Annotated in this window: 10 protein-coding genes; all 10 read left to right on the forward strand. The window is 41.8% G+C overall.

Features of this window, described 5'->3' with window-relative positions; genetic code table 11:
• The first annotated feature begins 82 nt into the window (after nucleotides 1-82).
• The 10 genes from ACXAEY_RS02400 (at nucleotide 83) to ACXAEY_RS02445 (ending at nucleotide 14,172) form a co-directional block, all read left to right on the forward strand.
• On the forward strand, nucleotides 83-2,227 hold the full coding sequence (locus ACXAEY_RS02400) for a sensor histidine kinase (RefSeq protein ID WP_474810222.1): 2,145 nt from the start codon (nucleotides 83-85) through the stop codon (nucleotides 2,225-2,227).
• Between the two features lie 21 nt (nucleotides 2,228-2,248).
• Nucleotides 2,249-3,580, forward strand: a complete 1,332-nt coding sequence (locus ACXAEY_RS02405; protein ID WP_474810224.1) for a sigma-54-dependent transcriptional regulator — start codon at nucleotides 2,249-2,251, stop codon at nucleotides 3,578-3,580.
• Entirely contained in the window at nucleotides 3,580-4,503 is a 924-nt protein-coding gene (locus tag ACXAEY_RS02410) for an ABC transporter substrate-binding protein (protein WP_474810225.1), read from the forward strand. Before ACXAEY_RS02405 ends, ACXAEY_RS02410 begins: the two co-directional genes overlap by 1 nt.
• A 188-nt stretch (nucleotides 4,504-4,691) precedes the next feature.
• Nucleotides 4,692-5,825 (forward strand): mandelate racemase/muconate lactonizing enzyme family protein, encoded by a 1,134-nt coding sequence (locus ACXAEY_RS02415; RefSeq protein ID WP_474810227.1) that lies wholly within the window; start codon nucleotides 4,692-4,694, stop codon nucleotides 5,823-5,825.
• A gap of 20 nt (nucleotides 5,826-5,845) precedes the next feature.
• A complete protein-coding gene (locus tag ACXAEY_RS02420; protein WP_474810228.1) occupies nucleotides 5,846-7,300 on the forward strand; it encodes an NAD-dependent succinate-semialdehyde dehydrogenase in 1,455 nt (484 codons plus the stop codon).
• A gap of 1 nt (nucleotide 7,301) precedes the next feature.
• Entirely contained in the window at nucleotides 7,302-8,639 is a 1,338-nt protein-coding gene (locus ACXAEY_RS02425; RefSeq protein ID WP_474810229.1) for a lyase family protein, read from the forward strand.
• Nucleotides 8,636-10,156, forward strand: coding sequence for an aldehyde dehydrogenase family protein (locus ACXAEY_RS02430; protein WP_474810230.1), 1,521 nt, complete (start codon nucleotides 8,636-8,638; stop codon nucleotides 10,154-10,156). Before ACXAEY_RS02425 ends, ACXAEY_RS02430 begins: the two co-directional genes overlap by 4 nt.
• Before the next feature lie 18 nt (nucleotides 10,157-10,174).
• A complete protein-coding gene (locus tag ACXAEY_RS02435) occupies nucleotides 10,175-11,335 on the forward strand; it encodes a Zn-dependent alcohol dehydrogenase (RefSeq protein ID WP_474810231.1) in 1,161 nt (386 codons plus the stop codon).
• Between the two features lie 45 nt (nucleotides 11,336-11,380).
• Nucleotides 11,381-12,568 carry an iron-containing alcohol dehydrogenase gene (locus tag ACXAEY_RS02440; RefSeq protein ID WP_474810233.1) on the forward strand — a complete coding sequence of 396 codons (1,188 nt, stop codon included), beginning with the start codon at nucleotides 11,381-11,383 and terminating at the stop codon, nucleotides 12,566-12,568.
• A 35-nt stretch (nucleotides 12,569-12,603) separates the two neighbouring features.
• A complete protein-coding gene (locus ACXAEY_RS02445) occupies nucleotides 12,604-14,172 on the forward strand; it encodes a BCCT family transporter (RefSeq protein ID WP_474810235.1) in 1,569 nt (522 codons plus the stop codon).
• The last annotated feature ends 28 nt before the right edge of the window (nucleotides 14,173-14,200 follow it).

Consider the following 14,200-nt stretch of genomic DNA (forward strand, 5'->3'; position numbering starts at 1 on the left):
TGTGAAAATCTCTTGTTGCTTTAACCCTCGATTCACGACTAGTATAGATATAATAGAGATGTCTTATAAGTAGTGAGGTAAAATGAAAACCTTTTCAAAGAAATTAAAAACTTACGCGTATGATGCGATCAATCGTAGTATTTTAAAAAAATCGGTCCTCATTTTTATCCTTATTCTCGTACTACCCACCCTTCTTATATACCAATTGATCATTGGATTTGCAGAAGAGATGATACAAGAAAACATCATTAATAAAAATATTGCTGATACAGAAAACATCGTTAAACGGGTAGATAATGAAATTTCAAGTGTCGTTTTACAATTGCACCTTATAGCAGGTAACAGGGAAGAAACAAATATTGATTTAAATCGCATGTATCAGAGATCAAGGCAGGCTATTTCACAAAGTTCGATTCTTCATTCCATTTACTTTGTTAATCAAGAGAGTCGTGTACAATTCGAAGCGCCCTTTGTACCTGAGCATGAGAATGTATCATATCGTTATCCGATGTTTAATGAAATACAGTGGACAAAAAACTATGCCCTCTCAAACGTGATTGATAATTATAACGGAGAAGACGTCGTATCTGTAGGGATACCAGTTCAAAATAAAGATAACTCATTCCAGGGAGCTCTGATAGCAGAAATAAGTCAGGAATACCTATCAGAAATCCTTAAGAGTGTCAGTATGGAAGAAGGACATTTTGGTTTATTAATCGATTCAGACGGTGTAGTAGTAGCATCATCTGATGAGAGTTTGATAGGCTCTGTCATATCGGATGAATTACCTTCATCTATTATATTCCAGAATGTTTCTGGAATATCTTCCCCCGAATATGACGGAGAAAGAAGCGTTGTCGCTTATCAAACACTTAGAGATGGTTGGGGAGTCGTACTAGGGCTTCCGGAAGCTGTTGCTTTTGCTCCGGTCAAAAAGCTATCTTTTGTCCTTACTCTCTCGTTGCTTAGTATTCTGTTTCTTTCATTCTTCTTTATTGTAGCTGGAATAAAAAACATTGTTTATCCAATTATTAGACTTACCAATTATGCAAAAGAATACAACAAAGCGATGTTTTATCAGGAAGACCCGACACCTCAAAGTCTGAGAAAAGATGAAGTGGGTGAATTGACAGAAACCATCATTTCAGTAGGGAATAGCAATTATGAAAAGCAAAAAATGCTTGAAGAAAACAAGCGATATCTGAACGATATGATTGAAGGGATTCCGTATGGAATAATCACGATTAACAGTGTTGGAACAGTTACTCATATCAATAAGCAGTTTGAGCAGTTAGTCGGTTTTCAGCGCTCAGAGATTGTGGGACGGAAGCTCTCTCAGTTACCGATCAAAGAGAATGATGAAGATTTTATGTTGTTAAAAGCACTTACTTCCAGTGAACCGAGCATTGAGTGTGAGAGTTATATTATCGATGCAAATGCTAAACGTCACATCGTTAAAATTGGAACGTCTCGATTTTATAATGAAAGAAATGAAATCATTGGTAGTATTGCAGTCCTTCAAGATATTTCACATGTGAAATTGTTAGAGGCTCGCTTAAAACAAAATGATAAACTTTCACTCATCGGACAAATTACAACTGGCATCGCACATGAAATAAAGAATCCACTGGCGATCTTGTCAGGTTCAGCTGAAATGCTGAAAGAGGAAGTAGAGGAAGCTGCCAGTACTGAAGAGATCAAGGAGCTATCTTCTGATATTGATCAAGTTGTAAAACGGATGAAGAAGCTTGTGAATAATTTTTTGAATTTTGCCAAAGTTAAAGACGATCAAGCTCAACCGTTAGAAGTCTATCAGGTGATTGATGAAGTACTTCATCTCGTTCGTTTTAAAATGAAGGAAATGCAGGTAGACGTTGTTAGAAATTATGAATCGGAGGGATCTATGAAAGGTTACTATGATCCTCTGATTCAAGCATTCTTAAATATTATATTAAATGCAATTGATGCTATGGAAAAGGGAGGAACCCTTACTATTTCTATCACTAAGGAAGAAACGTCCATTCACGTTATCCTTGCAGATACTGGCTCTGGGATTCAATCAAGTGATCTCGAATGGTTGTTTGATCCGTTTTTCTCCACAAAGGAGAATGGAAATGGCCTTGGCTTAACCATTGCTAGAGATATCATTAGAGAAAATCATGGCGAATTATTTGTCGAAAGCATTGAAGGGGAAGGGACATCCATTCATTGTGTGTTTCATCTCTAGAGATAAAGGGGGACATCTAACGTGAATCTTTCTGTATTAATTGTGGATGATGAAGTGCAACTAGCAAAATTAATAGGGAAAAAATTAAAGAAATCTGGCTTATCTCCTATTCTTGCTCATGATGGAGAGCGTGCTCTTGAAACATTCAAGAAATCAAACGTAGCCATTGTCATTTTAGACTATATGCTTCCTGATACAACGGGACTACAGGTGTTAGAAGAGATGAAGAAAGTAAAACCAGAAGTACCGGTTGTAATGATGACAGCATTTGGAAATGTTGAGAGTGCGGTTGGCGCAATGAAATTAGGTGCATCAGACTATCTGAATAAACCGATGGAACTTGAGGAACTAAAAGAGTTGGTAATAAAAATATTAGATCCAGAAGAGGGAGTATCACCTTCAGATGGTGAGAATACCTTTTCTTTTCAAAGTAAAGAAATGAAGAGTATTATGACGTTTCTGAACCAGGTGAAAGAAACTGACGCAAGCATTCTTATCCTTGGTGAAAGTGGTGTAGGAAAGACTGTTCTCGCAAACTGGATTCACAAAAATAGTAATCGAAGTTCAGGACCATTTCTCTCCATTAACTGTGCTGCTATTCCTGAACATTTGCTTGAGAGTGAACTATTTGGTTACCAGAAAGGAGCATTCACCGGTGCTGTAAGCACTAAGGTTGGTAAGTTTGCAGCTGCAGATGGAGGTACAATTTTTCTGGACGAAATTGGTGAAATTACTCCTGGCATGCAGGCTAAGCTGTTGCACATTATTGAAGATAAGAAAGTAATGCAGTTAGGGAGCAATGATTACAAAACGGTCGACGTAAGAATTATTACTGCTACTAATCAAAATCTAAAAAAGTCAGTAGTTGAAGGCTCTTTTCGAGAAGACCTCTATTACCGCTTAAATCTTATTGAAGTCGAAATTCCTCCATTACGAGAGCGAGTTGAAGACATCCCCTTCTTAATTGAAAATGCTATGGAACGCTTGAATACAAAATACAATAAGAAGATTTCTATTTCAGAAGAGAGTGTGGAACTCCTCAGGCATCACTCATGGCCGGGAAATATACGCGAATTATTAAACACAATCGAGAGAATTCATATCATCAAGAGGTCAGGTACCATCATCCCTGAAGACTTAGCCCATGCATCCCTACTGTCCGCATCGGCAGAAAACAAATCAGAAACAATTGAGTTCAGTGGAAAGCTATCCGATGTTTTAGAAGGTATTGAAGAGAGAATGATTCGTCAGGCGCTTGAAGAAACGAAGGGGAATCAAACAAAAGCAGCTGAGCAGCTGGGAATTTCAAGGCACACCTTAATTTATAAAATAAAGAAAATAGGAATGGTCTAATGAGAGGTGTAGTAATAGTTATTCTTTTTGTTTTCTTGATTTCATGTCAAACAGATCCTTCCGTTACGGTAGAGTCACTATCAGAAAAACCTATTATTACATTGGGATCAAAGGCTTTTACAGAACAATATTTATTAATGAAAATGTCAGCTCTAATTCTTCGTGAAGAAGGCTTTGAAGTCGAAGAAAAAAGGTTTCTCGATAGTCCTTCAATTCGGAATGGAATCGAAAACAATGTGATTGACCTTTATTGGGAATATACGAATACTGCGAAAATTATCTATCACAAAGAAGATGCGGGATATGATCCGATAGAGGCGTATCGTGACGTGAAAGAAGAAGACGCCAAAAAAGATTTAATCTGGCTTGAGAAAAGTGACTTTAACAGTTCATGGGGACTTGTCGTGAAGAAGTCATTTGCTGATAGCAATAATTTAAAGTCTGTCAGTGATCTTGTCCACTATATAAAGAATGACGAGTCTTCTACTTTAAAACTTGCGACAAATGAAGAGTACTTAAGGCGAGAAGATGGATTAGGTCACCTTGAAAAAGTATACGATTTTAAAATTGATGAGAACCAACTTCTTGCCGTTGATTCAGAATTACTGAGCCTCGCCGTTAAAGAATCAAGGGTTGAGCTTGCTGTTGGTATGATTACGGATAGTCGCATTCAAGATTATCGCCTCGTTATATTAGAAGACAATCGGAAGGCATTTCCACCTTATGATGCTGCTCCGGTCGTCCTTAAGGAAACACTCGAAAAGTACCCTGTTATTGCTACAAAACTCAATGCGCTATCAAGTATTATTACAAATGAAAAGATGGTTAACTTAAACTATCAGGTCGACGTCCTGCATAAAGACGTCGGAAAAGTAGCGAAGGAATTTCTTGTAGAAAATCATCTTATACCTGCCTCTAATTAACGCTGTTCAATTGAATAGCGTTTTTTTGTATAGAAATTACTACAGTGTAGAAAAATTCCACAGTTTGATTGTGGATTTTTTCTACACTATTTTATTATTCACTTCAAAAAATGCTGTTTATAAGGGGGGGGAAAGTTGGCACGGTACTTGCAGTATAACTAGCTGAAAGCGGAATAAGGAGGATTTAAATGAAAATTACGTCTATTGAGATTAAGCACTATTTACTTCCGTTAACTCCACCATTTAAGGCAGCATGGGACCCGGCACCGCGTAAAAAGTTTGCATCGACTGTCGTTACTGTTCATACAGACGAGGGGGTTTCTGGAGTAGGATCTGGAGACCTAATGATGGGGTTCGAGGGCCATGAGCATCTTTTTATCGGTCAAGACCCGTTTGCGATTGAACGACATTCGCAAGTGATCGCGAACATCGACTTTCACTATGGCCGCTGCTGGCCGCTTGATATAGCATTGTGGGATTTGTTGGGTAAAGCGGCGGGTGTGCCGACGTATAAGCTTCTTGGTGGAAAACGTGACCGACTGTTAGCTTATGCGTCTACAGGAGAGATCGTAACCCCGGAAGTACGTGCAGAAAGAGCGGTGCAGTTTATTGAGCAAGGCTTCAAAGCGATGAAAATCCGCTTTCACCACAAGGATGTGAAAGATGATATCAAGGTTGTGGAGGAAGTGAGAAAAGCAGTCGGAGACCGCCTGGAAATAATGGTCGATGCAAACCAGGGGTGGAAGATGCCATGGGATGTTGAACGAACATGGGATTTAAAGAAAGCCTACGAAGTAGCGAAAGAATTGGAAGCGCTTAACTGTTTCTGGCTTGAAGAACCATTGCCTTGTGATCAATTCGAAAATATGGCGAAGCTTCGGGAAATGGTTGGCATCCGGATTGCCGGTGGTGAAATGAATCGCAGCCATCACGACTTCAGAGAAATGAACAAGGTAGGTTCACTCGATGTCTACCAGCCAGATGTGGCTCTTTCAGGAGGCATAACACAGGTGAAGAAAGTTGCTGAACTGGTGCAAGGAAGTGGCGCATGGTTCAGTCCACATACTTGGACAAATGGAATCGGCTTGCTGGCGAACCTTCATCTTGCAGCAGCGGTAGGGAATTGTCCTTACCTTGAATTCCCTTACGATCCACCTGCATGGTCAAACGCTCGTCGTGATTTTATTCAGAAGGAGCATCTGATGATCGATGAAGAGGGCTACCTGGTCATCCCAGATAAACCAGGACTAGGCTTTGATCTAGATGAAGAAATGCTGCAAAAATATGAGTTCAATCGGTTTTATGTTGGTGAAACCGTTTAACAGAAAGGTTGAGAAATGAAATGAGAGCAAAAACACAGTTGAATGTGAAAACTGAACTTTTTATTAACGGAGAGTGGCTGGGGACTGAACACACAGAAACGGTCACAAATCCAGCAACAGGTGAAGACATTGCGGTTGTGTCGTATGGAGGAGAAAAGGAAGCGACGCTTGCAGTCGAAGCAGCTACACATGCATTCAAATCTTGGTCTAAAAAATCTGCAGATGAACGAGCAGCAATCCTTAGAAAAATGTATGACTTAATTGTAAGAGATGCCGATCGTCTAGCGGAAATAATGACGTTGGAGCAAGGGAAACCTTTTGAAGAAGCAAAAGGAGAGGTGCTGTGGGGAGCTGACTTCATACTCTGGTATGCAGAAGAAGCGCGAAGGGTGTACGGAGAAATTATTCCCTCTTCTGGTGAAAGTCAAAAACTTCTCGTCCAGCGACAGCCAATCGGAGTGGTTGCAGCGATAACGCCGTGGAATTTTCCATCTTCTATGATCACACGAAAGCTTGGTCCGGCTTTAGCTGCAGGGTGTACCGTCGTCATGAAGCCAGCACCTGAAACGCCACTTTCTGCAATTGCATTATTTGAGTTATTTGAAGAGGCCGGCTTGCCGCCAGGTGTTGCCAACCTTGTGCTTGGAGATGCACAGGAAATAGGTGAAGTATTTTTAAACAGCGCTGAAGTTCGCAAAATTAGTTTTACAGGTTCAACAGATGTTGGGAAGTACTTGATGGAGCGTTCTGCAAAAACGGTTAAGAAGGTTGCTTTAGAGCTAGGCGGGCATGCGCCATACATTGTGTTTGATGATGCGAACATCAATGCAGCAGTAGAAGGACTGCTCATGAATAAGTTTCAAAACAATGGTCAGACGTGTATATGCGCAAATCGAATTTTCGTGCAAAACGCTGTGGTCGACGAATTTACTGAAAAGCTGATCGAAGGGATGAAAAACCTGAAAGTTGGCGATGGAATGGTACCGGGAAGTCAGGTAGGTCCATTAATTCACGAAAAAGCGCTCGACAAGGTGAGGGATCACGTTCAAGATGCCACTTCAAAAGGCGCTGTGGTAAAAGCAGGAGGTAACGTTTTAACGGGTGGTGAGTATGACAAAGGGTGTTATTTTGAGCCTACCGTTTTGGGTAACGTGACGAGTGACATGAACATTTTCCAGGAAGAGACGTTCGGACCAGTTGCACCCATCATTTCATTTACTTCTGACGAAGAGGTCATTAAGATGGCCAACGATACGCTGTTTGGACTTGCAGCGTATCTTTACACGAATAATCTTTCAAGAACAATGCGCATTTCAAACGAGCTCGAATACGGAATGGTCGGAATCAACGCACCGTCTCTCGGCTATGTTCAGGCTCCGTTTGGTGGGGTGAAGCAAAGCGGGATTGGAAGAGAAGGGGGTCATCATGGAATCGATGATTTCTTAGAATATAAGTTTTTGAACCTGAATTTCTAATATGACTGGATTACGAGGAGAAGAAGATGCCATTGGGTCGGTTTGGATTAAACGTGAGAAGTTGTTTGGTATTCAAACATATCGAAGTGTGGAAAACCTGAGCTTTTCAGGAAGGTCACTAGCTGATTACCCCGTTTATCTAAAGGCGCTAGTCAAGGTGAAAAAAGCAGCAGCATTAGCAAACGGTGAAGCTGGGCTCCTATCAGGAGAAATTAAGGAAGCGGTTCTCATTGCTTGTGACATGATCATTAACGACGACTATCGTGAACATTTTCCTATCGATACGCTGTCTGGTGGAGGAAGCATCGCTACAAACATGAATGTGAATGAAGTTCTTTCAAATCTTGCCAACTTGAGTTTAGGAAGAGAAACTGGAATCTATTGTCCTGTTCATCCGGGAGATCACGTGAACGCATCACAGTCTACAGCGGATGTTTGTCATACCGCGATTCGGATCGCAATTCTTGAAGAAATGGAAGTTCTAATTAGTAAGGTGGTTCATTTAAAAGATGCGACAGCTAAGAAAGCAGAAGACTGGAAGTCTGTATCGTCTTTATCGAGAACGTGCTTGCAAGATGGTATGGCGGTCAATCTGGGTGATTCTCTATCTGGTGTGGTAACGATGCTAACTAGGCGAATCCGTTCTTTGAATGAAAGAAAGGAATCCATGTACGCTGTTAATCTTGGTGGAACAGTGATCGGATCAGGTTCTGGTGCGAGAGTTGAGTATCGCCAAACGGTTATGGAGTATTTGAGACAAACAACCGCTCTTCCGATGAGACGCAAAGAAAATTTGTATGACGCTGCTCAACATATCGATGATCTTGGAGATCTTGCGAGTGAGCTAAAGCAGCTTGCGAATGGTCTGATCAAGTTTGCGAAAGACCTTAGGCTACGTTCATCAGGACCTGAAGGAGGTTTTGGAGAAATTACCTTGCCGGCCGTTCAAGCAGGATCGTCCTTCTTCCCAGGAAAAATCAACCCTGTCGTTCCTGAAACCTTAATCCAGTGTTGTTTTCAAGTACTCGGTAGTGAGCGAATTGTTCAAGCAGCACTCGAGCATGGAGAGCTTGATCTGAATGTCTTTGAAGGCGCTGCTGGCATGGCGATCTTAGATGCTTTATCCATGCTGAATGAGGCGATCCCAAAATTTACAGGTCTATGCATCGAAGGTATGACGGTGAATGAACAGCGTTGTCGAGATCTATCGAATTCGACCATTCCTTTAGTTGTGGAGTTGAAAGAGAGCTACGGATATCACACTGTCTCAACTCTTTTACAAAGAAAAGGAGTCGCAGGGTTACAGCAATTAAAACGAGATGGAGGAGAAAACAAATGAAAGAAGTTAAAAGTAAATTTGAAGGAATCAAGCAACCAAAACTTGACTGGGCAAAAGAGTGGCTGAAAAAACCAAAGAAGCTATACATCAACGGTGAATGGGTAGCGAGTACAGGTGGTGAAACAATTGATTCGATTAACCCGGCAAACGGACGCGTATCTGGTTCAATCTATAGTGCAACGAAAGAAGATGTTGATCAAGCGGTAGCTGCTGCGCGTGAAGCGTTCGACAATGGTCCCTGGAAAGATGTATCTCGTAAAGAAAGAGCGAAAATTCTTCGTGAAATTAGTGATTTGATTAAGGAGCATCAAGATGAGCTCGCGACGCTTGAATCTCTTGATAACGGAAAGTTATATAGTGAATCTTACAACGATGACGTGCAAGAAGCCTCTGACCTTTTTCAATACTACGCTGGTTGGACAGATAAATATTACGGTGAGAACAATCCGGTTGAAGGAAATTTTTTAAGCTATACCACACGTGACCCGATTGGCGTATGCGGGCAAATCGTTCCATTCAATTTCCCGATTGGAATGGCCGTTTGGAAGCTTTCTCCTGCGCTTGCAATGGGCAACACGGTCGTGCTGAAACCATCCAGTTCAACATCTTATTCAGCTATCCGTCTTGTTGAAATCATTCATGAAGCAAAGCTTTTACCACCAGGTGTTCTTAACTTAATTCTAGGGAAAGGTTCAATCGGTTCTTACATTAGTACGCATATGAATGTCGATAAAATTTCATTTACAGGCAGCACTGAGGTTGGAAAGAAACTCGTTCATGATTCTGCTGATTCTAACTTAAAACCTGTCACTCTCGAACTTGGTGGAAAGTCACCCAATATTATATTCGCTGATGCTCCGAATTTAGAAGGTGCGATTGAGCGTTCATTCTACGGCCTTTTTACTCACAAAGGTGAAAAATGCTCGGCTCCAACGAGGTTGTTTGTGGAACGACCGGTTTATGAGGAAGTAGTAGAAAAAATAAGTCGGTTTGCAAACGCTTACAAGTGTGGGGATCCATTTGATCCAGAAAGTGATCAGGGACCACAAGTATCTGAAGCTCACATGTCTTCAATTCTCACCTATATTGAGAGCGGTAAAGAGGAAGGTGCGCGTCTCGTCGCTGGTGGGGAACGTGATGTTGACGGTGACAAAGCGAACGGTTTCTATATCAAACCAACGATTTTCGCAGATGTCTCTAACAAAATGAAGATCGCACAGGAAGAGATTTTCGGTCCCGTTCTATGCATTATTCCGTTCGACTCTGAAGAAGAAGTCATCGGTATGGCGAACGATACGATTTATGGTCTTGCTGCTGGTCTATGGTCGAATGATGTGTCTCGAGCTCACAGAGTAGCAAAAAAGCTTGAAGCTGGAATGGTCTTTATTAACAAATATGGTTGTTACGATTTTGCAAGTCCTTTCGGGGGATGGAAGCAGAGTGGATGGGGGAAAGAATATGCCGTGCATTCTCTCCAATCCTACACAAAAACAAAAGCAATTTGGGTTGCTTATTAAACATTAGGAGGAACGATGATGAAGATGAAGGCAGCTGTTATGGCGGGGATCGGTATGCCACTTGTGGTTCAAGAAGTAGAACTTGCTTCTCCAAAAGCGAACGAGGTGCTTGTGAAAATTGCGGCAACAGGCGTATGTCATAGTGATTTGAATGCACTTAACGATCATACGACACCTTTTCCAACTATTCTAGGTCACGAAGGTTCCGGTGTCGTTGTAGAAGTTGGTCCAAATGTAAGAACGGTGAAACCAGGTGATAAGGTTGCACTGAGTTGGGTTCCTTACTGTGGAACATGTGAGTTCTGTGTGACGGGTTCGATTCACCTCTGCGAATCAGCATTTGGTCCAATGTTTAATGGCACGCTTCTAGATGGCACATCAAGACTTAGCAAGGATGGTTTACCGATTTTCCACAATTCTCTCCTTTCTACGTTTGCGGAGTATGCCGTTGTACCTGATATGTCTTGCGTTAAGCTTCCAGATGCTATGCCTCTTGCTCAGGCTTCTCTAATTGGCTGTGGTGTAGCGACTGGTTATGGAGCGGTAGTTAACTCCGCAAAGGTGACGCCAGGATCAACAGTTGCCATCTTTGGAATCGGTGGTGTCGGTGTGAATGCGATCCAGGGCGCTAAGATCGCTGGCGCTTCAAAAATCATCGCGTGTGACATGAAAGAGGCTAACCTAGAGATCGCCAAGCAGTTCGGAGCGACCCACACTGTTAATGTGAGTGGCGGAGATGCTCCAGAAGTCATTAAGGCTTTAACAAACGGTTATGGTGTTCATTATGCAATTGATTGTTCCGGGCATACAAATGCAACGGGGAATGCGTGGAATGCGACAAGAAAAGGCGGAACTATTGTCGTTGTTGGTGCATTCCACCCAGAGATGCAGCTTAATCTGCCAGCTAGTGGGTTTCACCGTGTTGGAAAAGTCATCAAGGGAAGCTTTTACGGAGATACACAGCCTTATCGAGACTTTCCAAAGATTGCAGAGCTATACCTGGATGGAAAGTTTAAGTTAGATGAGCTCATTATTAATCGTGTACAGCTTGATGATATTAATCAGGCTTTCGATTCTTTCCATGATTGTACTTGTATCAATGTTGGGCGTTCCGTTATTGAATTTGAAAAAGAAGCAGTGCTTAGCTCTTCTGATCTAGAAACTGAATACAATATTTGATTGGAATGCTGAGAAATACAGCATTCTCCAACAGGAGGAAAGTAGATGAATCAGGCTTTTACTTACCAACCACGAACGGCAATCGCAAGTGGAATTGGACGTTCATGTTTACTTGCAGAGGATATCATCCGTTTGACAGGTGAAAAGAAAGTTGTCCTTGTAACGGACCCTGGCATTATTAATGCTGGGGTTGCAGATCAAGTGATGACAACACTTAAAGAAAATCAAATCGACATTCATGTTTTTAGCAATGTAAAAAGTGATCCAACCGCTTCATCAATCGATGAAGCAGCTGAATTAATTCGTTCATCAAACACAAAATGTGTTGTCGGTCTTGGTGGTGGATCAGCCATGGATGTGGCGAAAATGGCATCATTGGTTGCCGGGGGCATCAAACAAGCTAACCACTATGCATTGATGGCAAATTCGTTTCCTGAGAAGAAAGTAACCGCCATCATGATTCCAACAACCTCAGGAACTGGTGCAGATGTAACGAGCACTGTTGTGTTCTCCGATGACAAAAAGCGAAAAGTATGGGCGTGGGATATAGACATGGCTCCTGAGCTTTCCATTCTTGACGCGGAGCTTTCGGTAGGACTGCCAGGATTCCTAACAGCAGCAACAACCTTGGATGCTCTTGTTCATGCGATTGAAGCTTATGCAGGAAAAAGGAGTAACCCACTGATTGAGGGGTACAGCTTACAATCGATCAGACTGATTAGTAAGAATCTCGAAACGGCGATGAAAGAACCTCATAACCTTGAGGCGAGAGGTGCCCTCGCACTTGGCGCGACGCTAGCGGGTCTGTCCATTGAACAGGGTGGAACCGGGCTGGCACATTGTATTGGCCATGCTCTTGGGACGATCGGAAATATCCATCATGGAAGAGCTGTCACTATAGCTCTTCGGAAAATATACAGCTGGAACATCAAGGGTGCTATTGAAGCTCATGCGAATATTGCAAGGGCAATGGGGATTGAAGGGAAAGGCTTATCTCAATCAGAGCTAGCGCTCGCTGGTGAAAGAGAGTTTAGCCGGTTGGTTCATGCATGCAGCTTAGATGTAACGCTGATGAATAATGGATTCTCATCCTTGGATGTCGATGCATTTGTAGCGGCGATGCTATCAGAAGAAAATAAACCGATGCTTATGAACAACTGTCGTTTTCCAGCAGAAACAGATGTAAGAATGTTTGCAGAAGGTTTGCTAAATCCAATATCGATTAGCATGTGATAGGTAACGCAGGAAAAATTGGGAGGGGTATTGTTATGAAAGGGTTTAAACATCCTGTTTTTTGGCCACCGTTTCTATTAGTACTTGCTGCTGCAGTTCTAAGTTTTACAAATAAAGAGTCATTCATTGCTACTGCTACAAAAATGAACGACTGGGTCATCGCAAATCTTGGCTGGTTATTTAGCATAGCTGGTTTGCTAATGGTAGTAGGTTGTATTGCTGTCTATTTTTCACCACTAGGAAACACTCGCATAGGCGGAGATCAAGCAAAGCCGATGTTAAAACCTCTAACATGGTTTTCTATCACGCTTACAACAACCATTGCTGCAGGTTTAACATTCTGGGGAATTGTAGAACCACTTTATCATGTTTCTGCACCACCAGAGTCATTGGGTATAGATCCGAATAGTCCCGAAGCAGCTGTTTTCTCATTGTCAACAATGTACCTACATTGGACAATTACACCATATGCCATTTACTGCTTACCTGCCATTGTTTTCGCATTTGCTTATTATAATATGAAGAAGCCTTTCAGTCTTAGTTCTACGCTAGCTCCTTTGTTTGGTGATAAGCTAACAGGTAAGTCTGCAAATGTAATCGATGCGCTCTGTCTTTACACGCTCGCACTAGGTATGGCTTCTTCTATGGGAACAAGTCTTCTGAATCTTGCTGGAGGCGTTAACTACATTAGCGGTGTCGCTAGTTCACCGACTTTATGGGCAGCAATTGCTGTTGCTTTAATGGTTACGTTTATCATCTCGGCTTCTACAGGCTTGATGAAAGGGATTCGAGTTCTATCTAATATCAATATGAGACTGTTCATCGGAATCATTGCATTCATGTTTATTGTAGGGCCGACAACTTATCTATTAAACCTAGGTACTGAATCAGCAGGAAACTATTTCACAGAATTCTTTAACAAGAGTTTGTTCACTGGAGCTTCTGCAGGTGACCAATGGCCACAATGGTGGACAACATTTTATTGGGCTAGCTGGTTCTCCTGGGCAGCGATCACAGCACTATTCCTTGGTCGAATTTCTTTTGGATATAAAGTAAAGCACATGATCATCGTGAATTTCATTCTTCCAGCATTCTTTGGAGGTCTGTGGATGACAATTTTCAGCGGAACTGCAATCGGCATGGAAATGAACGGTGGCGGTTTAGCGACTATTTTAAATACTGTCGGACCTGAGGCTGCACTTTATGCAGTATTTGATGCTCTACCATTCGCTGCAATCATCATTCCTATCTATGTCTTCATCGTATTTATTTCATTTGTTACAGCTGCGGATTCAAACCTTGCGGCGATGGGAGGAATCTCTTCAACTGGAATTACACCAAAAAGTCCTGAACCAAGCATTCTAATCAAGGTTGTTTGGGGAGTTACAATTAGTGTAGTAGCTTGGGTAATGATAAGCTTTGCTAAGATCGATGGGATAAAAATGCTAGCTAACCTTGGTGGCGTTCCTGCTCTGATTCTATCGCTGTTCGTATTAGGATCATTGATGAAAATCATTAGAAATCCAAAGAAATTTGAAAAGTTTGAGAGCGTCGAAGAAGAACGTATAAACGTCGATGCAGATTCAAAAGATAAAGCAGTTTAAATTGTGCAGAGGAAACCTTTTCCTCTGT

The sequence above is a fragment of the Anaerobacillus sp. ABA4_114 genome, from assembly GCF_056159065.1.

Coding starts and splice junctions, on each gene's coding strand:
- ACXAEY_RS02425 (WP_474810229.1), top strand. CDS start 7,302: ATGACTGGATTACGAGGAGAAGAAGATGCCATTGGGTCGGTTTGGATT.
- ACXAEY_RS02440 (WP_474810233.1), top strand. CDS start 11,381: ATGAATCAGGCTTTTACTTACCAACCACGAACGGCAATCGCAAGTGGA.
- ACXAEY_RS02400 (WP_474810222.1), top strand. CDS start 83: ATGAAAACCTTTTCAAAGAAATTAAAAACTTACGCGTATGATGCGATC.
- ACXAEY_RS02435 (WP_474810231.1), top strand. CDS start 10,175: ATGAAGATGAAGGCAGCTGTTATGGCGGGGATCGGTATGCCACTTGTG.
- ACXAEY_RS02445 (WP_474810235.1), top strand. CDS start 12,604: ATGAAAGGGTTTAAACATCCTGTTTTTTGGCCACCGTTTCTATTAGTA.
- ACXAEY_RS02410 (WP_474810225.1), top strand. CDS start 3,580: ATGAGAGGTGTAGTAATAGTTATTCTTTTTGTTTTCTTGATTTCATGT.
- ACXAEY_RS02430 (WP_474810230.1), top strand. CDS start 8,636: ATGAAAGAAGTTAAAAGTAAATTTGAAGGAATCAAGCAACCAAAACTT.
- ACXAEY_RS02420 (WP_474810228.1), top strand. CDS start 5,846: ATGAGAGCAAAAACACAGTTGAATGTGAAAACTGAACTTTTTATTAAC.
- ACXAEY_RS02415 (WP_474810227.1), top strand. CDS start 4,692: ATGAAAATTACGTCTATTGAGATTAAGCACTATTTACTTCCGTTAACT.